At 38.3% G+C, this 21,048-nt stretch carries 15 protein-coding genes; 9 read left to right on the top strand and 6 right to left on the bottom strand.

Annotation, left to right across the window (positions count from 1 at the left end):
- Window positions 1-781: 781 nt before the first annotated feature.
- Window positions 782-2,158 (bottom strand): magnesium transporter, encoded by a 1,377-nt coding sequence (gene mgtE, locus QHG54_RS04755; RefSeq protein WP_406603941.1) that lies wholly within the window; start codon window positions 2,156-2,158, stop codon window positions 782-784.
- A 352-nt stretch (window positions 2,159-2,510) separates the two neighbouring features.
- Between mgtE and QHG54_RS04750 the strand changes: the two genes are divergently transcribed.
- Complete coding sequence (locus QHG54_RS04750; protein ID WP_406603940.1) at window positions 2,511-4,535, top strand: M3 family metallopeptidase; 2,025 nt, start codon at window positions 2,511-2,513, stop codon at window positions 4,533-4,535.
- A 159-nt stretch (window positions 4,536-4,694) separates the two neighbouring features.
- Here QHG54_RS04750 and QHG54_RS04745 read toward each other — a convergent pair whose 3' ends face one another.
- Window positions 4,695-5,762, bottom strand: coding sequence for an SGNH family hydrolase (locus QHG54_RS04745; protein WP_317992737.1), 1,068 nt, complete (start codon window positions 5,760-5,762; stop codon window positions 4,695-4,697).
- A 15-nt stretch (window positions 5,763-5,777) separates the two neighbouring features.
- Window positions 5,778-7,034, bottom strand: a complete 1,257-nt coding sequence (locus QHG54_RS04740; protein WP_406603939.1) for a lytic murein transglycosylase — start codon at window positions 7,032-7,034, stop codon at window positions 5,778-5,780.
- Window positions 7,035-7,303: 269 nt separating this feature from the next.
- On the opposite strand from QHG54_RS04740, the gene galU reads away from it, so the two are divergent.
- On the top strand, window positions 7,304-8,194 hold the full coding sequence (galU, locus tag QHG54_RS04735) for a UTP--glucose-1-phosphate uridylyltransferase GalU (protein ID WP_317992739.1): 891 nt from the start codon (window positions 7,304-7,306) through the stop codon (window positions 8,192-8,194).
- Window positions 8,195-8,233: 39 nt separating this feature from the next.
- Complete coding sequence (locus QHG54_RS04730; protein WP_317992740.1) at window positions 8,234-9,229, top strand: KpsF/GutQ family sugar-phosphate isomerase; 996 nt, start codon at window positions 8,234-8,236, stop codon at window positions 9,227-9,229.
- A 276-nt stretch (window positions 9,230-9,505) separates the two neighbouring features.
- On the opposite strand, the gene QHG54_RS04725 is transcribed toward QHG54_RS04730, so the two are convergent.
- The gene (locus tag QHG54_RS04725; protein WP_317992741.1) at window positions 9,506-9,865 is read right to left on the bottom strand and encodes a hypothetical protein; all 360 of its coding nucleotides are present in this window, start codon (window positions 9,863-9,865) and stop codon (window positions 9,506-9,508) included.
- Window positions 9,866-10,119: 254 nt separating this feature from the next.
- On the opposite strand from QHG54_RS04725, the gene QHG54_RS04720 reads away from it, so the two are divergent.
- The 3 genes from QHG54_RS04720 to guaB all read left to right on the top strand — a co-directional run bounded on the left by QHG54_RS04720 (window position 10,120) and on the right by guaB (window position 15,157).
- Window positions 10,120-11,505, top strand: a complete 1,386-nt coding sequence (locus tag QHG54_RS04720; protein ID WP_317992742.1) for a sigma 54-interacting transcriptional regulator — start codon at window positions 10,120-10,122, stop codon at window positions 11,503-11,505.
- Window positions 11,506-11,936: 431 nt separating this feature from the next.
- Window positions 11,937-13,508 (top strand): phospholipase D family protein, encoded by a 1,572-nt coding sequence (locus QHG54_RS04715; RefSeq protein WP_317992743.1) that lies wholly within the window; start codon window positions 11,937-11,939, stop codon window positions 13,506-13,508.
- Window positions 13,509-13,657: 149 nt separating this feature from the next.
- On the top strand, window positions 13,658-15,157 hold the full coding sequence (gene guaB / locus QHG54_RS04710) for an IMP dehydrogenase (protein ID WP_317992744.1): 1,500 nt from the start codon (window positions 13,658-13,660) through the stop codon (window positions 15,155-15,157).
- 172 nt (window positions 15,158-15,329) lie between these two features.
- On the opposite strand, the gene QHG54_RS04705 is transcribed toward guaB, so the two are convergent.
- Window positions 15,330-15,479 carry a hypothetical protein gene (locus QHG54_RS04705; RefSeq protein WP_317992745.1) on the bottom strand — a complete coding sequence of 50 codons (150 nt, stop codon included), beginning with the start codon at window positions 15,477-15,479 and terminating at the stop codon, window positions 15,330-15,332.
- Between the two features lie 529 nt (window positions 15,480-16,008).
- Between QHG54_RS04705 and QHG54_RS04700 the strand changes: the two genes are divergently transcribed.
- From QHG54_RS04700 to QHG54_RS04690, 3 genes are all read left to right on the top strand, one after another.
- Window positions 16,009-17,295, top strand: a complete 1,287-nt coding sequence (locus tag QHG54_RS04700; RefSeq protein ID WP_317992746.1) for an RsmB/NOP family class I SAM-dependent RNA methyltransferase — start codon at window positions 16,009-16,011, stop codon at window positions 17,293-17,295.
- Between the two features lie 134 nt (window positions 17,296-17,429).
- Entirely contained in the window at window positions 17,430-18,986 is a 1,557-nt protein-coding gene (gene guaA, locus QHG54_RS04695; RefSeq protein ID WP_317994011.1) for a glutamine-hydrolyzing GMP synthase, read from the top strand.
- A 178-nt stretch (window positions 18,987-19,164) separates the two neighbouring features.
- A complete protein-coding gene (locus QHG54_RS04690; protein ID WP_317992747.1) occupies window positions 19,165-19,887 on the top strand; it encodes a glycerophosphodiester phosphodiesterase family protein in 723 nt (240 codons plus the stop codon).
- A 103-nt stretch (window positions 19,888-19,990) separates the two neighbouring features.
- Here the strand turns inward: QHG54_RS04690 and QHG54_RS04685 are convergent, their stop codons facing one another.
- Window positions 19,991-21,046 carry a sn-glycerol-3-phosphate import ATP-binding protein UgpC gene (locus QHG54_RS04685; RefSeq protein WP_406603938.1) on the bottom strand — a complete coding sequence of 352 codons (1,056 nt, stop codon included), beginning with the start codon at window positions 21,044-21,046 and terminating at the stop codon, window positions 19,991-19,993.
- Window positions 21,047-21,048 lie beyond the last annotated feature (2 nt).

Raw genomic sequence — 21,048 nt, 5'->3', positions numbered from 1 at the left:
TTGATTTATTATGATATAATCATCATTTTCTCTATTCAGTTAGAGTGCTAATTACAGTGATATTTTCTTAATTTTGAATCAAAAAATCATTTATTGTATGTCATACGAAGATTAACCTATTAATAAAACCGATTTAAGAAAAGACTGCATATATCAATTCCTCTCTTAAATTTTCATTAAACAGTTTTTGCTTATTCATATTTCACTATTAATATAAAGCACTGAATAAAGCGGGTTTAAGGATAAAGGTTATTGGCTATCAAATTGCAGAATGTAAATTATTTTATGAAGATAAAAGAATTGGTGACAAAATAACAGGTTTTGTAAATGTGTTATTTTTATATAAAGATTATGGAAATACATTCTGTGACAGTTGGTAGAGGAATTTTTGAAATGTTTAGATTCCATCTCAAAACAAAATGAAGTGTTGAAGAAGTAGATCAAGTTATTTCATTGTCACCAGTAAAAAACATTTATGAAAATGCTACAGAATTAAAGAAATGGTGAAAGAGAAAGACCTTCTTGCAAATGAGAGAAAATTTTTTAATGAGGTCCAGAAGATTTAAGGAAAAAATTTCTATTATAACTCTATCATTTAAGAGACACCCTAAAAGTAGAAAATGATAAGAGTATTTGAAAGAGCAAAATATGACAGTATTCATGGATCTAATTTAAAATGCGTAATGCTGTTTTATATTCTTAAAAAATCAAGGTGTTGCTCAAAAGTTTCTAATATGAAGAGATTTTAAGTTGCGTGAGAGGCATTTTTTGCTGCCTGTGTTCAGAGTAAAGTTCCAGATAAAATGAAGGCAGCAACAGAAAAATAGATTACAATACCCATGACGTCGACCAAAGTTGCGACAAGGGGGGCTGAAGCACTTGCTGGATCAAAACCCAAACGTTTCAGAATAAAAGGAAGCATGGAGCCAGATAAGGAACCGAATGTAACGATTCCGACCAAAGCTGTGCCTACTGTTATGGAAATAGCAACCCAATGTTTGCCATAGTCATAGATACCCAGTTGTTGCCAGAAAACAATACGCATAACTCCAATGATTCCGAGTAAAAGACCAAGAGACAATCCTGTTGGAATTTCACGAATGATGACTTTCCACCAGTCTTTAAGCGTGAGTTCACGTAAAGCTAATGCACGAATAATAAGGGATGTAGCCTGTGAACCAGAGTTTCCTCCTGAACTCATAATGAGGGGAATGAACAGTGTAAGGATAATAGCTTTTTCAAGTTCTGCTTCGAAGTATTGCATAGCGCTGGCTGTCAGCATTTCACCGATGAAGAGTAAAGCAAGCCAGCCTCCGCGTTTTTTCATCATTCCAAGAAAGTTGATCTGCATATAGGGTTTATTGAGAGCTTCCATACCTCCGAATTTATAGGCATCTTCACTCATTTCATCAACCATTGTATCAAGAACGTCGTCGACTGTTACAATACCAATGACATGGTTTCCTTCATCAATAACCGGTACAGAGAGAAGATCATGGCGCTGAAAAAGACGAGCGATGTCTTCATGATGTGTGAAGGGGGATATTGTAATTGGGGTATCATGTGTAACAACGTTTAGAATTTGTTCATCAGGTGAAGCAAGAATCAAATTACGCAGCGAAATAGCCTTGAGGAGGGTTCCCGTTTTAGGATCAATGACATAGCTTGTGTAAACTGTTTCACGTGTACGTTCGACATCGCGAATGTGATCTAGAGTTTTTTTTACGCTCCAGTTTGCTGGCACTGCTATAAACTCTGTTGTCATCAGCGCACCGGCTGTATGATCAGGGTAACTGGTGAGTTTTTTGAGTTCGGCGCGCGTTAAGGGTTTGAGCAAGGCATAAAGCCGCGTGCGGGTTTCTTTATCCATTTCTTGAAAGACATCTGCAGCGGCATCTGCGGACATACCGTCAAGAATTTCCACAGAGCGGTTCACAGGGAGAAGTTCAAGAATAGCTGCTGGTTGTTCAAGTTCTGGTTTGTCAAAGAGTTCAATAACATATTCAAGAGGTAGAAGGCTAAGAATAGCTACGCGTTCCATGATATCGAGATCATTGATAATATCAATCGAATCAGCAAAATGATAATTTTTTAATTCTTCGGCGAGAGCTTCAGGAGAAGAATTTTTGAAGTCGAAGGTCGTTTTGATTTCAGTCATGATAAAATACCTTCCGAAGGATTGGTGAATTATGAATTCAGATATATGGATAGGATAGACTAAAAGTGATGGAAGATTTAAGAAAAAGCCCCTCCCAATTGCACTTCCAATTGTTAATATTTGAACTAAAGTCAAGGTTAGGTCGCAGGTTATAAACAATTTCATGAATCAGGTACGTAGGGATTTTATTTCAGTTTATCTCCTTATGACAAAAAACATCCTTTATTTCTTCTACTAAAATAGAGCTCTGAAAGGCACTTTTGAAGCATACTAAATAATTTTATAGTATTATCAATATGTGTCGTAAAGACAATTGTTACATCTTAAATTTATAATGGAGATAGAGAATATTATGACAAAAGCAGCAGTGCTGGACTGGAAGGGATTTTCAGGGCTTCCTGATTTTTCTTTAATAAGTGATGAAGATTTCAAACCGGCTTTTGAACAGGCGCTTAAAGAAGCAGAAGAGGAAGTAGAGACGATTGCAACTGTGCAAGAACCACCAACAGTTGAGAATTTTTTGCAACCTTTTGAGCTTTCTGGCAAAGCGCTTGATCGTGTATGTTCAATATTTTTCTTACGTTCAGGTGCGCATAGTAATGTTTTGATTCAGCAGTTAGAACAAGAATTTGTTGTAAAACTTTCTCGTTATACTTCGAAAATTATGATGGATGCACGGATATTTGCGAAAATAGATGTGCTTTATAAACAGTCGCAGCAGGGCATTTATGATAGTGAAACAACACGTGTGCTTGAATTGTGGTGGAAAAAGTTCGTTTGTAATGGCGCAAAACTTGATGAAAAGGGTAAGAAACGGCTCGTTGAAATTAATGAAAAGCTTGCTTTTTTAAGTGCTACTTTTGGTCAGCATGTCTTAAAAGATGAAGCTGAGTGGATTTTATTCTTTAATCAGACAGATTTGTCTGGTTTGCCGGATGATCTCATTGCTTCAATGAAGGAAATAGCGCGTGAAAGGGGCAATGAGGAAGCTTATGCATTAACGTTGGCACGCTCAATTATTGAACCCTTTTTAAAATTTTCTCATCGCCGCGATTTGCGGGAAGTAGCATTCCAAGCTTGGTCTAAACGTGGTGAAAATAACAACGCGAATGATAATCGAGCGATTATTGTGGAGATTCTTGCTCTTCGAGATGAACAGGCTAAATTGCTAGGGTATAAATCTTTTGCAGATTTAAAGCTTGATAATACCATGGCGAAGAATACTGATTCAGTTATGAATTTGCTTATGCCGGTATGGGAACGAGCAAGAGCTAAAGCGATTAATGAACAAACTGAATTACAAGATTTTGCAAAAAATCAGGGAAGTAATGAACCCTTAGCAGCTTGGGATTGGCGTTATTATGCTGAAAAATTACGCGCCGAAAAGTTTTTTTTCGATGAAGCTGAAGTTAAACATTATTTTCAGCTTGATCGCATAATTGAAGCCGCTTTTGCGGTAGCAGAAAAACTCTTTGGGATTTCATTTGAAGAAAAACACGCTATTGCGCTTTGGCATCCTGATGCACGTTTGTGGGAAGTAAAAAAATCTGATGGAAGCCTCCTTGGGCATTTTATTGGTGATTATTTTGCGCGTTCTTCAAAACGGTCTGGAGCATGGATGAGCAGACTGCAATCACAGCATAACTTGAATGGCGGACAAAAGCCTATTATCTATAATGTTTGTAATTTCGCTAAGCCACCTAAAGGGGAAATTGCTCTTTTATCATTGGATGATGCACGTACGCTTTTCCACGAATTTGGGCATGCATTGCATGGTTTGCTTTCTGCTGTAACATGGCCATCTGTAGCAGGAACATCTGTTTCACGCGATTTTGTTGAACTTCCTTCTCAACTTTACGAACATTGGTTAACCGTACCAGAGGTTTTAAAGTCTTATGCTACGCATGCAAAAACAGGACATCCTATGCCGCAAGCGTTAATGGATAAGATTTTGTCAGCACAGACATTTAATGCTGGCTTTTCTGCCGTTGAATTTACCTCATCAGCTCTCGTAGATATGGCTTTTCATCAAGGAAAAAAGATAACTGATCCAACAATGTTTGAGCGTCAGGAATTAGAAAAGCTGCAAATGCCTAATACAATTATTATGCGTCACCGTCCTCCACATTTTACGCATATATTTTCAGGTGATGGTTACGCCGCTGGTTACTATTCTTATATGTGGTCGGAAGTGCTTGATGCCGATTCTTTTCAGGCTTTTGAAGAGACGGGAGATGTTTTTAATTCAGAGCTTGCTGATAGGTTAAAACGCTTTATTTATTCTGCTGGGGGAAGCCGTGATCCAGAGGAGCTTTATAAAGCTTTTCGGGGACAGCTACCCTCACCAGAAGCAATGATTAAAAAACGTGGACTGTAAATTATAATGGTATGGTTTCGGCCATACCATTATATTCCTTTTGTCTTTCTGCTGGTGAGGTGTAGACGAACTCCTATTATGATCATATGGAAATAGGGCTTTTATTTTATTGGGCTTTTGCTTTGTGAAGAAAATGAGATTCTGTGTTTTAAAAAGATATCATGGAAAAGAAAAATTATCAGCTCTCTCTTTCTGATGGCCATTTGGCGGTGACCATGATTTTTTTATAAGGCCCTGATCGATTTTGTTGAGTAAGTGGGTATTTTGTTGCGCCATATCATCGAGGCTTATTGGTGGTTGGCGTTCAATATTATGTAAGCCTTGTACAGGTTGCAGAGGAGTTGCGTTGGTAAGGGGGGTATCTTCATGCGAAAAGACATGAAGATTTAAAATAGTTTCCAATGGTTTTTTTAAATAAGAAACAAGTTTTTGCTTTCCTTCAAAAGTAAAATTAATGCCATCGTCGGTGCGAAGTTTGGTTATCTTTCCATTGATATCATAGCCTGAAAAAGAAAATTGACCTTGTGCGTCAATAAAACCGTCCCAAATATTGATAAAGTATCCTCCTGCGGCTTCTGTTGCATTTTTATAAAGCGCATTAAAGGTTTTTATTTTTTGTGTTAAATTATTACTTTCAAAGGCTGGTTGTCCCATCCATATCCATGGTTTTCCAGAGTTATGCAGGCTTTCAGTAATTTCGATAATTCTTTGCTTATAGATATTTATCCATTCTGGTTGGAGAGGACTGAATACGCCATGAGAGTCTGCGATTGGTTGGTTATCATTTGCGCCTATTATCATAACAATGGTATCAGGTTTATTTTTATCGATGAGTTCAGGAATACTCCTTTTCCAAGAAGTGTGATCAGTTCGAACTAAGCCAGAAGATGGTACGGCATTGTTTATGATGATAATATTGTTATCATCAGTAAAAAGTTTTGTAAGTTCATTGGCAGCAGCAGAAGCGACAAAATCACCTATGACGAGAATTCGCTTTGCATTTATGTCTTTCAATGTTTGTGTGGATTTTTGTCTTACAATTTTCTTTTGTGGTTTATATATTTTTTTTTCCGTAATTTGCGGTTGTTGTTGTAGTTGCTCTTGTTCCTTGTTTTGGAGCAACCACTTAAAAAAGTTTGCTGCTTTACTTGGGGGAGGGTGTAGGACACTCACGGAAAAGAGAGAGAAAAGCAGGAAAATTAAAAATATTGGGCGGAAATAGGACAAGCAGCTTACTCCAGATTATTGTTTTCTAAGAAGAAAAAGAACTTCATAGTTTGGGTAGCCATTTACTTCTAAACCATGGTGTAGCTGAAAAGCTTTAATTGCTTGCTTAGAAGCTGGACCAATTTTTCCATCAATTTCTCCGTCATAATAACCGAGAGCAGTTAATCGAGATTGTAATTCTATACGCTCTTTAAAAGCAATAGGCTTAAATGGTCGTTCCCAATCTTGGACTAATCCAGGATGTCCAGCAATGCGATCAGCTAATAGGGCAACAGCTAAAGCATAACGATCTGAATTATTATAGCGTTTAATAACAAAGAAGTTTTTTGTTACTAAAAATGCAGGTCCTTTAGGGCCATCAGGATATTTCAATATTGCGAGTTCAGATGGAGAAGGAAAAGGCTTTCCATGCGCATGCCGAGCTCCCAGCTTTTTCCATTGCTTAAAGGAAAGCCAATCTTCAGGAAATGTTTTTCCGTGTGGTAATTTGACCTCAACTCCCCAAGGAAGATCAGATCGCCAACCATTCATATGGAGTAAATTAGCGGCAGTAGCAAGAGCATCTGGAATTGATGTCCAAATATTGCTGTATCCATCGCCGTCCATGTCAACAGCATAGGCAAGGTAACTGGTTGGAATAAATTGCGTGTGTCCCAGAGCTCCTGCCCAAGATCCAATAAGCTGAGAGCGATTAATTTTACCACTTTGTAAAATTTGCATCGCAGCAATAAGTTGCGCGCGTGCATATTTTTTACGCTTTGGGTCTGCATAGGCTAGGGTTGCTAATGAACGGATGGCATCACGCATCACAGCTTTATTTTCTAAAACTTTTCCATAGTTACTTTCCATTGACCAAATAGCGAGAAGGATATTGCGGTTAACACCAAAACGCTTTTCAATTTTTGGAATCCACTTTACCCATTTTTGGGCTTGACGCCGTCCTTCCATAATTGCGATATCGTTAACCCGTTTATCAAAATAGTTCCATGAAGGATCAACAAATTCTGGTTGATATGTCGCTCTTTTTAAAACTTCTGGGTCAATTGCATTGACGCCTTTAAAAGCGATTTCGAATGTAGAGGGTAAAATATTGTTGGCTAAAGCTGTTTTTTTAAATTCTGTAATCCAGTGTTTAAAGCCATTATCAGCGTGTGAAAGTGAAGCAAAAAACATTGAAAAGGTAAAAAGAATAAACGCTGAACCAATGATATAAGTTCTTCGATTTATGTATTTCTCCAAAGAGGAGAGTACTTTAAATTCTGTTTTTTGCATTTTAAAATTCCCGCTAATGTTAAATATTTTTATGGTAGAATGATTTCATTTTTGTATTTGGTTTCATTGAATATATTGTCAAGTTAATCAGAAAACTGAAATGGATTATTTGCGTTGACAAAGTACTCTTCAATAAATTCCCTACTCTTTCACCTTTTTGCTATGCATTATAACGATAGTCAAAAGAGTGAGACATCTTTTTTCATACTTTAATTAAGACATATGATAAATAAAATCAGAAATCTATAGAGTTAATAAGGATAGTGAGAGTGCATAAAATCCGTAAAGCAGTATTTCCCGTAGCAGGTCTTGGTACGCGTTTTCTTCCTGCAACAAAAACAATTCCTAAAGAAATGCTGACAATTGTTGATAAGCCTGTTATTCAATATGTTGTAGATGAGGCACGTGAAGCTGGTATTGAGCATTTTATTTTTGTCACTGGACGAAATAAGGCAGTAATTGAAGATTATTTTGATGCCCAAGTTGAATTATATACAACGCTTGCTGAACGTGGCAGAAGAGAAGAGCTTGAGCATTTACAAGATTTACAACCTTCACCAGGGATGACTTCTTTCACAAGGCAACAGCAACCTTTGGGGCTAGGGCATGCTCTTTGGTGTGCGCGTGAATTAGTGGGAGAGGAGCCTTTTGCTTTATTGTTACCGGATATGCTGATTCAAGCTAAAAAGGGGTGTCTTTCTGAAATGATCAATCTTTATGAAAAAACAGGAGGAGGGAATATCATCGCTGTTCAGGAGTGCGATCTTGAAGAAGCACATAAATACGGTATCGTTGGTAAAGGTAAACAGATTGCAAATGGTTTTAAAATCACAAAAATGGTAGAAAAACCAGCGAAAGGGACAGCGCCGTCAAATTTGTACATCAACGGGCGTTATATTTTGCAACCAGAAGTTTTTAAAATCCTTGCCAATCAAGAACGGGGAGCAGGAAATGAAATTCAGTTAACAGATGCGATGGTGCGGCTTTCAAAAGAGCAAGATTTTTTTGGTTATCAGTTAGAGGGACTTACTTTTGATTGTGGTTCTAAAGTTGGTTTTATTGAAGCCAACGTTGCATTTTCTTTGGCACGCGCTGATATGCATAGCCAAGTTTCTGCTTCATTGAAAAATTTACTAGAAACCATTAAAGTTGAAAAATGATATAAATTTCTCATTTAATTTTGTTTATCGAATTTGATCATGACAATACAGTCTTCTCTTATATTGGGTTCGCAGGGCTCCGTTACATCGGCGCTTAAAACGCTTGCGAGTGAAAAACAGGGGCTTGAAGCCCTTGAAACTGCTCTTCTTGGACGGCTTTCTTCCTCTTTTGAAGCTGCTGTTCAAACCATTAGAAGTGCCAATGGTCATGTGGTGATTACTGGTCTTGGTAAAAGTGGTCATATAGGTACAAAAATTGCGGCAACCTTAGCTTCAACGGGGACACCTGCTTTTTTTGTACATGCCGCAGAAGCCAATCATGGTGATCTTGGTATGATTGGGTCTGATAATGTTATTCTTGCCTTGTCATGGTCAGGCGAAACCTTGGAATTAAGTGGTATTATAAACCATGCAGCGCGTTTTCGTACGCCACTTATTGCAATGACATCCGGTGAGCACTCTACATTAGGGCGACAAGCTGATATTGTACTCTTGTTGCCGAAGATAGAAGAGGCTTGTCCCCATGGGCTTGCTCCTACAACTTCAACAGTGATGCAATTGGCAATGGGAGATGCATTAGCTGTTGCGCTTTTAGAAATGCGTGGTTTTACAGCAACGGATTTTAAGATTTATCATCCTGGCGGTTCTCTTGGTGCAAATCTTAAATACGTAAGCGATATTATGCATGGGGGCGATAGTATTCCTTTAGTTGTGCAAGGTACAACCATGACTGAAGCTATGAAGGTTTTGGTTGAAAAACATTTTGGTTGTGTTGGCGTTGTGAATCAAGAAGGTGAATTAATCGGGATTGTGACCGATGGTGATCTTGCACGAAACATTCACTTTAATTTATCAAAATTTAATGTTGATGAGGTGATGACGAAGAATCCGAAAATTTTGGAGCCAAATACACTGGTTGGGGCGGCAACAGCTTTTATTAATGATCACCATATTGGTGCTTTTTTCGTGGTTGAAGATAAGAAACCAGTGGGGATTGTTCATTTTCATGATCTTTTGCGCATTGGTGCTGCTTAAGTTTATGAATATCCATATCAGATAAAATTTATTTTAGTGCTATACGGATTCAATAATGGCAAAGGTAAAGTTGTTTTGTGAAGCAATTTTATTGAAGTGTCTGTTGAAAAGATAATTATTTTATGTATTCCATAGTATATTGCAAACTTTCCTGACAGATGATGATATCAGTGTTTCACATATTTTGGGGATCTTCATATCGGGAGAAGAAATTTTATCATCTGCTGTTATGTATATGACCTCCATATCTCTATAAAAAAACAGCTTTTATTCTATTTAAAATCTCCGTTTAAGAAAAAATTGTGATCCTGTCTGTGATGTACAGAGAAGTTGTGTTGCGTTATGCGATATCATGCAACTGACTTTAGATATTGTTCCACGGAGAATGGAACGTATTTCAATTTCTATATGTTGAGCACTGACATAATTATATGTGCCTTCTGATAGTTTTTCTTCTGTATCTGCTGCTCGCGTTTCAAAAACACCATTGTGGAAAGAAGAAATAATACCATTTTCATCAATCCATTTACCATCAATTCCACTTGGCATATTTTGTCCATAATATTCCGAAATGCCACAGGCACCTAATACCAAAGTTATCATTGTAAGACATAAAATACGGCAAGTGTGCTTCATTTTTTTCACTCTATTTGTGTTACTCTGCTCTTTTAGCTTCTATAACATTATTAAATTATTCCATTAGTCAATATGAAAAATTTGATGAAAATCAATGAAAAAGCAAAAAAATGGAAAAAAATGCCTTAATGTTGTATTTAATTAACAGCTTGATGAATTTGGTACGTGAAACACAAGAGGTGAAATATTTCTTATGCTTTACAATAATTTTTACATTAAGCTGCTTAGTAGTCTCAAAGGGGATTATTAAAATTATGGTTGGTCCCATTCTTGTTGCGAGTGAAGATTATGGGAGGCGTATAGAGCTTTCTGCTATGCTCCGAGGTTTTGGTTACCGTGTCATTGAAGCAGAAAATGGCCTCCGTGCGATTGATCTTTTACACAGACGTAAAAATATTGTGTTTGCTCTCCTTGATGTTGTCATGAGCGATTTGAGTGTGAGTGATTTGATTAAAATGATTAGAGTTGCTGGTGTTTCTGTTCCTATTGTTGTGATAGCACAACAAGAGAATCAAGAGTTACTCCAGAAAGCTTTAACAGCTGGAGCTATTGATTATTGGATTCATCCAGTTACGTTACTGCGGTTGAGAGTGACTCTAGATACTCTTGCTCTCATTTCTGCATTGGAGCGTGAAGTTCGTTATATTCGGCGGAAAAATGAGAATCATTTGCGATTTTCTGACCTTTGCATAAAAAGTAAGGCGATGCAGATAGTTTTAGAGCAATCAAAGAGAGCAGCTGCTTCTTTACAAAATCTTTTAATAGAAGGTGAAGTTGGAACTGGTCGTGAAACATTAGCACGCATTATTCATCATGAGGGCTTGTTATCGGAGGGAGCTTTTATTCGCTTTCAATGTACAGCTATCGTTGATCCAGAAGAAGAAAACCGCCAGTGGTTTAACGAATTTTTACCACTCGTTGCTTCTCTTGAAAAGGGGACACTTTGCCTTTGTGATGTTGATCGACTCGAGCCCATACAACAAAAGCGTTTTGCCCATTATCTTAAAGAAAGGGAAAAGGTTACAAAAGATCACGTTTTTCCTTTTCGGATCATTGCTATTTCAACGTCGCGGTTGACGGATCTGGTTAAAGAAGACTTTTTTTTGCGTAGTTTGTTTGAACAGTTTTCTCAATTATCTATAAGCGTTCCTGCATTACGGGAATTGAGGGATGATTTTCCAGATCTTACACAACGTTTGATTGACCGCATTATTACGGAAACAGGGCGATCGCATGTACATGGTTTAGCAGGATCAGCTCTTTCATTGCTTATGCAGTATGATTGGCCTGGTAATCGGAGTGAACTTGAGAATTTTTTATTTCGTGCTGTTTTGCTTAGCGAAGGGCCATTGTTAACTGTTCGGGACTTCCCACAATTAATGGGAAATTCATTGATGAGTGTTCCAAATATTATTGAGAGTAATATGCAAGAAGATCATGAACAAGAAGTGGTAAAATTTTTGGATGCTGATGGCCATGTTCGTACTTTTTCTGAGATGGAACGTGATATCATTGAGAAAGCGGTTAAACATTATAAGGGACATATGAGTGAAATTGCTCGCCGTCTTCGTATAGGGCGCTCTACGCTTTATCGCAAAATAGAGGGTTTAAGAGTGATAAATAGTAAAGAACGGAAGTAAAATCTACGACAAATCGCTATTCATGAGAAGCCCGATTGTCGAGAAGAATATTGTGCTTTTGGTAAAGCAAAGGAGGGGTGAGCTTTTAAAAGGAATATCGTTTATTGCAGAGCTTTAGCATTGGGGGTAATTTTGTAAACTCAATGCGTATGGGTTTTATTTGATAGAATTATTTTCAACTCTCTTTTCTTGTTTCAATTTTCATGACTTTAATTAAGTTTATCCTTAAGATGGGAGGGAGAGCTTTTCCATTTTTTTAGCACTTAAAGCTAAAACTCTAGGACATTGATGTTGGGTTTATATTCTCTTAAGCAAGAGATGGCATTCTACCTGTTGTACGATTAAGATAGAATCATTGATTACATTAGTTTTAGTGTTGTTGTTCGTGTCTATGGTGGTGCGGTGGCTTAAAAATGGAAAGTTGATCCTCTTTGACTCTGTTACAGATTGTTATCAGTTTTATCATATTTTTTTTTATTGCGTCTATGTTGGCGATCTATACATATGGGCGTTTTATTAAAAATGCTAAGGGGGAGTGTTCTTATGCATTTAATGTTAAAAAAGATGAAACCAAGCTTGACCGTATAGTAAGTCAGTTAGCGGAGGAAACTGATGGACTAGGGATTGATAAAGATGCCCTTTCACTCATCATCAGCAATTTGGATGCGTTTTGTGTTCGTGCAATAGGAGCAGCACAAGCGGGGCGTAGTCTTGATCTGATGTATTATATTTGGGATGATGATTTAACAGGCCGTTTGTTATTAAGCCAAGTAGTGGAGGCAGCTGATCGTGGTGTTCGGGTACGCCTTCTTTTGGATGATATTAATGCTCAGGCGCGTGATCCAGCTTATATTGCGCTAGATAAACATCCTCATATTGAGGTGAGAATGTTTAATCCAGGGCGATCACGTAAAGGTGGATTACGCCGTGGTTTAGAGATTATATTGCGGGCAATCACTGTAACACGTAGAATGCATAATAAAGCTTTTATTGTGGATGGGCGCGTGGCTTTTGTAGGAGGACGCAATCTTGCAGATTCTTATTTTGATGCTGGTGAAGAATCGTATTTTCGAGATTTAGATCTGATGTTAATTGGTCCCTCGGTTAAAAAGGTGGAAAACATCTTTGATGACTTTTGGAATAGCGCTGTCGTTTTACCGATTCATACTTTGGTTGCTCCTAAAAGTGCAAGCGATCTTGGCTATTGGAAGGATAAATTACAGAAATTTCGTGATTCCAAAGTTGCAAAAGTTTATCTAGACTATGTCAACGAACATATTAATTTTAAATGTTTTATCGAGACAGGAAAGCGATTATTTTTAGCAGATAAAGTTGTTGTTCTTTCTGATCCTCCTGAAAAAGCATTGCGTAAAAAAGCAGGAAATTGGCTTATGAAGGCACTTTCCCAAGTTATTAGAGATGCCAAAAAAACGGTTCAAATTACATCACCTTACTTTGTTCCAGGTAAGGTAGGTACACGGAATTTTAGCAACTTGGTTTCAAAAGGTGTTGATGTCAAAATTCTTACAAATTCTTTAGCAGCCACTGATGTAGCACTCGTGCACGGTGGCTATGTGTCGTATCGTAAGGCATTATTGAAAGGTGGTGTTAAACTCTATGAGTTAAAACCGGATGGAGATAACCACGGATTGCGGTTGTTTAGATCAAGTAGGGCAAGTTTACATACCAAAGCTTTTTTAGTTGATCGTAAAACTGCTTTTATTGGATCTTTAAATTTTGATCCTCGGTCAGCTGCGCTAAATACAGAAATGGGCATTCTTTTTGAATGTGCACCGATTGCAGCGAGGCTAGATTTACTTTTTTCTGAGGAAACGACAGGTGAAATGAGTTATCATCTCCGTCTTGGTGATAATAACCGTATTTATTGGGATTTTATCGAAAATGAAAGACACCACAGTATTGATTATGAACCAGAAAGCAGTTTTTGGCGTCGGGTGTTTGCAAAAGTAGTGAGTTGGTTACCCATTGAATCGCAATTATAGACCGTACAAAACAAATTATACGTTAAAAAATTATTTTTCTTTTCATTTTATTTTTAGCATGGCATAATTCGCTGCCAATCCGCAACTTATGAGAGCCGCAGTTGTATTTAAAGCCACTTGCGGTGCTTTTTTATTAAAGGAATTTGGCTATGGCAAAGATTGTTGAAACAGGGACGGGTGCATTGGCACTGACTTTTGATGATGTGCTTTTACAGCCGGGTCATTCTCTTGTTATGCCTAGCCAGGTAGATCTTAAAACGCGTATCGCAGCTGATATTGAACTGAATTTGCCATTGCTTTCTGCTGCAATGGATACCGTGACGGAATCGCGTTTGGCAATTGCTATGGCTCAAGCTGGTGGTCTTGGTGTTATCCATCGCAATATGTCTCCTGCAGAGCAAGCTGAGGAAGTCCGTCAAGTGAAAAAATTTGAATCCGGTATGGTTGTTAATCCGGTGACAATTGGGCCAGATGCAACACTTGAAGAGGCGAAAGCTTTAATGCGCTCTCATGGTATTTCTGGTATTCCGGTTGTTGAAGATGGTGCTAAAGGTGGAGTTGCTGGTCGACTTGTTGGTATTTTGACGAATAGAGATGTACGTTTTGCATCAAATCCACAACAAAAAATTTATGAATTAATGACGCATGAAAATTTGATCACAGTGCGTGAAAATGTCCAACTCGATGAAGCAAAGTATCTTTTACATCATCATCGTATTGAAAAATTATTGGTTGTAGATGAACAAGATCGTTGTGTTGGTTTGGTAACAGTTAAAGATATTGAGAAAGCACAATTAAATCCCAATGCTGCCAAAGATTCGCAAGGCCGCTTGCGTGTTGCAGCTGCAAGTAGTGTAGGGAATGATGGCATTGAGCGGGCTGAACGATTGATTGATGCAGGCGTTGATGTGCTGGTGATTGATACCGCTCATGGACATTCTCAACGTGTGTTAGAAACAGTTGAGCGTATTAAAAAAATGGCGTTTTCTCCAGCTATTATTGCTGGTAATGTAGCGACTCCGCAAGCAACGCAGGCGTTGATTGATAGTGGTGCTGATGCTGTAAAAGTTGGTATTGGTCCTGGTTCTATTTGTACAACGCGAATTGTTGCAGGTGTTGGTGTTCCCCAACTTGCAGCCATTATGAGTGCTGCAGAAATTGCTGATAAGGTAGGCATTCCCATTATTGCTGATGGTGGCATCAAAGCTTCGGGTGATTTTGCTAAAGCTTTAGCAGGTGGGGCTTGCGCTGCTATGATTGGTTCTCTTTTAGCTGGTACGGAAGAAAGCCCGGGCGAAGTTTATCTTTATCAAGGGCGATCCTTTAAAGCTTATCGCGGTATGGGATCAGTTGGCGCTATGGCGAGGGGATCGGCAGATCGTTATTTTCAGGATGAAGTCCGTGATGTGCTCAAATTGGTTCCTGAAGGAGTTGAGGGGCAAGTTGCTTATAAGGGGCCTATAGCATCGGTTCTGCACCAGCTGGCTGGTGGATTACGTGCTTCGATGGGTTATGTTGGGGCAAAGGATTTAGCGGAGTTTCGCGAAAAAGCAACGTTTGTTCGTATTACGAATGCTGGACTTCACGAAAGCCATACACATGATGTTGCTATCACAAGAGAAAGCCCAAACTATCGGCGTCCTGTTTGATATGTAAAAGCTTAGAGTCATTGCGCAAGAGCATAGAAAAACTCTTTAGAAAATATCCGGAAATTACTATTTTTTCTCTTTATGATTTTTTACAATAATTTCAAAAGTGCAAAGAAAAGAATTGGAGGCTAATGTTCCAATTCCTTCCTTGTGTTATATGAAATTGAAAAGATTAGCTCTTTGTCGTTTTCCGTTCCATTTTTGACGCGCGTTGGCGAGTGTTTGCCGGATCACTTTGGACGGATTTCTTTCCATTGTTTGAGGGTGTTGTATTGTAGCGGCTTTTAGATGAAGTTGTTTTCTCATTATTGTAAGTGTTCATTATTTTCTCCTTTTAAATTATCTGGCATAGGGCCAGTCAAGTAAAAACGGTCATGCCAATGAGTAGTTCCAAGCATTTTCTAAAAAGTTGCCTTCCGTTTTGTTGACAATAAGATGAATGTGCGTGGTCTTAGCAGGAGTATTTTTCTAGACTTTAAAGAAGATAGCATTTTTAAAATATGAGATATTTGATACTGAATGCTGTTTATAGAAGGTTGCTAAACACTTATTTTACTGAATAATGAGGATTTTATGATTTTTGCGTATTCATAACGAGAAGAAGCATTTTATGGATGACAGCCTATTTTGCAGAGTCAAAGAGATTTCATATCTTTTAGAAGAACAGAAAATGCGAATATGCAGCATATAAAATAAGGAATTTGAATACTATGAAAACGCATGAATCATAACCATTCCATTTCTAATACAAATTTGGGATAAATTTAAAGAAGTGTCACTGGCAGTAGAAAAAATAATTTTGTTTCTGCTTAAATTATTTAGAATTTTTAGAAATTGAATGGGAGAAATGAATGCGCTTAGGTGGGCGTTTGCAGGCGGCGATAGATATTCTAAAAGAGATAGAATCTCGGCATCGTCCTGCAGGTGAAGCTTTAAAATCTTGGGGGCTTTCTCATCGTTTTGCTGGAGCAGGTGATCGCGCAGCCATTGGTACAATCGTTTATGATGTCTTAAGACGGCGTTATTCTTTACAATGGCGTATGGAAAGTGATGATATGAGTGATGTCGTTTTCGGTGTCTTATTAGATGCTGGAAAAATGACGATTGAGCAAATTGATGGTGAATTAGAAGGAGATCGTTTTGCACCGCAGTTATTAGGGGCTAGGCAGCGTCAATCATGGCAAAAACGGCAATTAGTTGATGCGCCAGACTATATTCGTGCTGATATTCCTCAATGGTGTCAAGCGCATTTGCGTCCTTTATTTGCTGATAGTTGGGTATTTGAAGCTGCTGCATTAGCAACACGCCCTTCTTTAGATTTACGTGTGAATAGCTTGAGAGCAACGCCAGAAAAGGTACTTAAAGAATTAGCAAAAACCAAAGTCGAATCTTTTTCATGGTTTCCACAAGCCTTAAGGATTGCACCGATTAAGGGCTTTGGCCGTCATCCTAATATTCAGGTGGAACTTGCTTTTCAAAAGGGATACTTTGAAATACAGGATTTAGGGTCTCAGATTGTTGCTCACCTTGTAGAAGCAAAAGCAGGTATGCAGGTGTTGGATTATTGTGCTGGGGCTGGTGGAAAAACATTAGCCTTAGCTGCTAGTATGAAAAATCAAGGGCAAATTTATGCTTATGATTCAAACAAATTTCGTTTAGCTCCTATTTTTGATCGTCTTCGACGTGCTGGTGTTCGTAATGTACAGCCACGGGCCCATATAGAAGAATTGAAACTATTAATAGGTCAGATGGATATCGTTTTGCTAGATGCACCATGTAGTGGTACAGGAATATGGCGACGGCATCCAGATACGAAATGGCGTTTGACGTTAGAACAGGTAAGACAGCGCCAAGTGGAACAGAGGGCTATTTTGAATGAGGCTATAGACTATCTTAAACCAAACGGGCGCTTAGTTTATATTACGTGCTCTCTTTTTGTAGATGAAAATGAGGAACAAATTTCTCGTTTTCTTCAGCAGCATTCCAATTTTTATCCAATAAACATGCGTGCACTTTGGCAGCAACATTTTAGTTTTTCGCCTGTCCAACCGAACTTTTCAAATTATGGACTTACTTTATCGCCAGCAACAACAAAAACAGATGGTTTCTTTTTATCTGTGTTGCAAAAAAAACATTGATATATATTTTTTCGCATTTTTTATTTTAAATTTTACGAGAATAACTTTTTTCTTAAACAAATAGGCTTGTGAAAAGAGGAAGATTGAATAATAAATCTTATTGGTTCTCTTTTACAATTATTGATTGGTTTTCTATGAACACATCACATCTAGACACTGTTCTTATTATTGATTTTGGTTCACAAGTTACACAACTTATAGCACGGCGGGTGCGAGCAATGGGTGTCTATTGTGAAATTGTTCCTTTTCAATTAGCTTCAGAGTGGATCAAGCGGATAAGACCTAAAGCTGTTATTTTATCAGGCAGCCCCCATTCAACTCTTGATAATGGATCTCCGCGTGCTCCAATAGAAATTTTTGAAATTGGTGTCCCAGTTCTTGGGATTTGTTATGGTGAACAAGTCATGTGTGTTCAGCTGGGAGGGAAAGTTGAAGCTGGACATGAGCGTGAATTTGGGCGGGCTTTTTTGGAAGTGCGAGAAAAGAGTCCACTTTTTGATGGTGTTTGGGAAAAAGGCTGCTGTTATCAAGTATGGATGAGTCACGGTGATTGTGTAACAGCTTTGCCAACAGGTTTTCGTGTAATAGGAACCTCAAAAGGTGCTCCTTATGCTGCCATTGCTGATGAAAAAAGGCGCCTTTATGCAGTGCAGTTTCATCCTGAAGTTGTTCATACACTGGATGGCGAAAAGCTGTTACAAAATTTTGTTCGTAAAATTTCTGGACTTAAAGGCGATTGGTCAATGGCTTCTTATCGCAAACAGGCAATTGCTAAGATACAGCAAAAAGTTGGCAAAAGTCGTGTGATCTGTGGTCTTTCAGGTGGTGTGGATTCATCAGTTGTGGCTGTGCTTCTCCATGAAGCAATAGGAGATCAACTGACATGTATTTTGGTAGACCATGGATTAATGCGTAAGAATGAGGCTGAGGAAGTTCTTACATTATTCCGAGATCATTATAATATAGAGCTTATTCACGTTAATGCTGCCAATATGTTTCTCAATGCTTTAGAAGGTGAGACAGATCCAGAAAAAAAACGCAAAACGATTGGCCGCCTTTTTATTGAAGTTTTTGAAGAAGAAACCCAAAAAATAGGAGGTGCAGAATTTTTAGCACAGGGCACGCTTTATCCAGATGTTATTGAGAGTGTATCAGCTATTGGTGAGTCAGTAACAATTAAAAGCCACCATAATGTAGGGGGGCTGCCGGAACGAATGAACATGAAACTTGTCGAGCCGTTGCGTGAGCTCTTTAAGGATGAGGTTCGCTCGCTAGGGCGAGAGTTAGGATTGCCGGAACAATTTATTGGCCGTCATCCTTTTCCAGGTCCCGGTCTTGCAATTCGGTGTCCCGGTGCAGTTACACGTGAGAAATTAGAAATTTTACGTGAAGCGGATGCTATTTATCTTGATGAAATCCGTAAAGCTGGTCTTTATGATGAAATTTGGCAGGCGTTTGCTGTTCTTCTTCCTGTTCAGACTGTTGGTGTTATGGGAGATGGACGCACTTATGAATTTGTTTGTGCTCTTCGTGCAGTGACATCTGTAGACGGAATGACCGCTGATTTCTATCCGTATAGTATGGATTTTTTAAGTAAAGCAGCTGCGCGTATTATTAACGAAGTAAGGGGTATTAATCGTGTTGTTTATGATGTAACTTCAAAACCTCCTGGTACCATTGAGTGGGAATGATTGGAATTTAAGTGCGAATATTTTAAGAAAAGAGTGCTGTTTAGAATTTGATATTCGAGAGAGTGGACAGAAAGGAACAATTTAAAAAAGAGTTATCTATCTAGTATAATTTTTAAAAACTCATTATCTGATCTATATCAACCAATATCGTTTAAAATTGAGAAGTGTGGAATTTTGCATGTCTGAAAAAAAAATTGTTGCACATCGTGGTGGAGCTCATCTTTTTCCTGAAAATACACTTTCGGCATTTCGCCATGCAATTGCGTTGGGAGTCGATGAAATTGAATGTGACGTTCATCTGCTTAAAAGTGGTGAAGTGGTTGTATTTCATGATTTTCGTTTAGAACAATTGGTTGGGAAAACAGGATATATTCATGATATTGATAATGAAACACGCAAACAACTCTGCGTGAAAGGAAGTAGCGAAGCTCCTCCTTTGTTAGAAGAGGTGCTTGATCTTTTGAAACCAACCAATGTTGCGCTGCATCTTGAAATAAAAACATGTGGTGAAGTTGAGCGCGAAACGATTCTATCTCAAAAAGCGCTTGCGTTGATAAAAAGTCGAAATTTAGAAAAACGGGTTTCTGCCATCAGTTTTGATCCTACGAGTCTTCGTCCCTTTATTGAAGCAGGAATAATATCTGGTCCATGTATTGATAGCTTTGAAAGTGATATGCATCGTCGTTTTTCTGAATGGAAACAATTGGGATATTCTGATCTGAGTTTATATGGCTCCATTGTTTCACAAGACTTTATTGAATCTGCGCTTGAAGCTGGCTTTACTGTGGGAGTGTGGACAATCAACGGGAGAGCCCGGTTATCGCATTGGCTTGATATGCCTGTACATTATATCACAACAGATCAACCTGACCTTGCTTTACAATTGCGTGCACAAAGATAAAAACCATGCATCTATAATACAAAAGATGCCATCTTTCCTAACGAAATGAAGCTAAGGAGAATACGAGAGGTATTTACTGAGGTTGCTTATAAGTTCAAGATTTTTACTTTATTGACTGATTACTTGTGCGTTTTCCAGTATTTTTGTTAAAAGTATGAAAGTTTTGATAAGCAACAGTGAAGCTTAGTTTTTCGCCATAGTCGCTTGTAAGACGTTCTTTGGTTTCAATGGTAAAAATATTGTTATTCCAACGCGTTAAAACATGGCATCCTGTCCCGATAGGCTTGATAAGCTCAATTTGTGTGTGAAAGACAGGTCCTTGATCTGGATATTCGCCCAACAAGATTACTTCTGGTCTGAATGCTAAAAGATCAGTTTCTCCACTACAAGATAATAAGTGACCTAAGTGTTGTTCTAGGGTTTTGCGATCAAGAAAATTCATAGGAGGAGAACCGATAAAATCAGCAACAAATGTTGTTGCTGGGAAGTCGTAAATTTCCATTGGCGTTCCAATTTGCTCGATAGCTCCTTTATTCATAACGACTATTCTATCGGCCAATGTCATCGCTTCTAGTTGATCATGGGTAACATAGAGGCTAGTTGTCCCCAATGAACGCTGGAGTGTTTTAATCTCAATACACATTTGCGCACGCAATTTTGCATCAAGATTTGAAAGCGGTTCATCAAAGAGAAAGACACGCGGTTGACGCACAATCACACGCCCCATTGCAACACGCTGTCGTTGTCCCCCTGATAATTGTCGTGGTTTACGATCAAGAAATGGCTCTATCTGCAAAAGTTTTGCAGCATGTGCGATACGGTTATTTATTTCATCTTTCGGTGTTTTACGATTTTTAAGACCATATTCTAAGTTTCCACGAACCGTCATGTGGGGATAAAGTGCGTAATTTTGAAAAACCATAGCAATGTCGCGGTCAGCTGGTTCACGCTCATTAATACGCTCGTTATCAATATAGAGCTCACCCGAGGTGACTTGTTCAAGTCCTGCAATAATGCGTAATAAAGTTGATTTGCCACATCCTGAAGGGCCAACAAGGACAAGAAGTTCACTATCGGCAACAGTTAAGTTTAAATCATCAATGACCAAAATACCGTTGTCATATTGTTTTTTTATATTTGATAACTGGATTATGGCCACAG

Source organism: Bartonella gliris, assembly GCF_045277155.1.
GTDB lineage: Bacteria > Pseudomonadota > Alphaproteobacteria > Rhizobiales > Rhizobiaceae > Bartonella > Bartonella gliris.
This window is presented reverse-complemented; position numbering and strand designations above follow the sequence as displayed.

What these genes read in the sequence shown, in the direction of transcription:
- QHG54_RS04725 (WP_317992741.1), bottom strand. Translation starts at nt 9,865, where the DNA reads ATGAAGCACACTTGCCGTATTTTATGTCTTACAATGATAACTTTGGTA.
- guaB (WP_317992744.1), top strand. Translation starts at nt 13,658, where the DNA reads ATGGCAAAGATTGTTGAAACAGGGACGGGTGCATTGGCACTGACTTTT.
- QHG54_RS04750 (WP_406603940.1), top strand. Translation starts at nt 2,511, where the DNA reads ATGACAAAAGCAGCAGTGCTGGACTGGAAGGGATTTTCAGGGCTTCCT.
- QHG54_RS04700 (WP_317992746.1), top strand. Translation starts at nt 16,009, where the DNA reads ATGCGCTTAGGTGGGCGTTTGCAGGCGGCGATAGATATTCTAAAAGAG.
- QHG54_RS04690 (WP_317992747.1), top strand. Translation starts at nt 19,165, where the DNA reads ATGTCTGAAAAAAAAATTGTTGCACATCGTGGTGGAGCTCATCTTTTT.
- QHG54_RS04705 (WP_317992745.1), bottom strand. Translation starts at nt 15,479, where the DNA reads ATGAACACTTACAATAATGAGAAAACAACTTCATCTAAAAGCCGCTAC.
- guaA (WP_317994011.1), top strand. Translation starts at nt 17,430, where the DNA reads ATGAACACATCACATCTAGACACTGTTCTTATTATTGATTTTGGTTCA.
- QHG54_RS04740 (WP_406603939.1), bottom strand. Translation starts at nt 7,034, where the DNA reads ATGCAAAAAACAGAATTTAAAGTACTCTCCTCTTTGGAGAAATACATA.
- mgtE (WP_406603941.1), bottom strand. Translation starts at nt 2,158, where the DNA reads ATGACTGAAATCAAAACGACCTTCGACTTCAAAAATTCTTCTCCTGAA.
- QHG54_RS04720 (WP_317992742.1), top strand. Translation starts at nt 10,120, where the DNA reads ATGGTTGGTCCCATTCTTGTTGCGAGTGAAGATTATGGGAGGCGTATA.
- QHG54_RS04730 (WP_317992740.1), top strand. Translation starts at nt 8,234, where the DNA reads ATGACAATACAGTCTTCTCTTATATTGGGTTCGCAGGGCTCCGTTACA.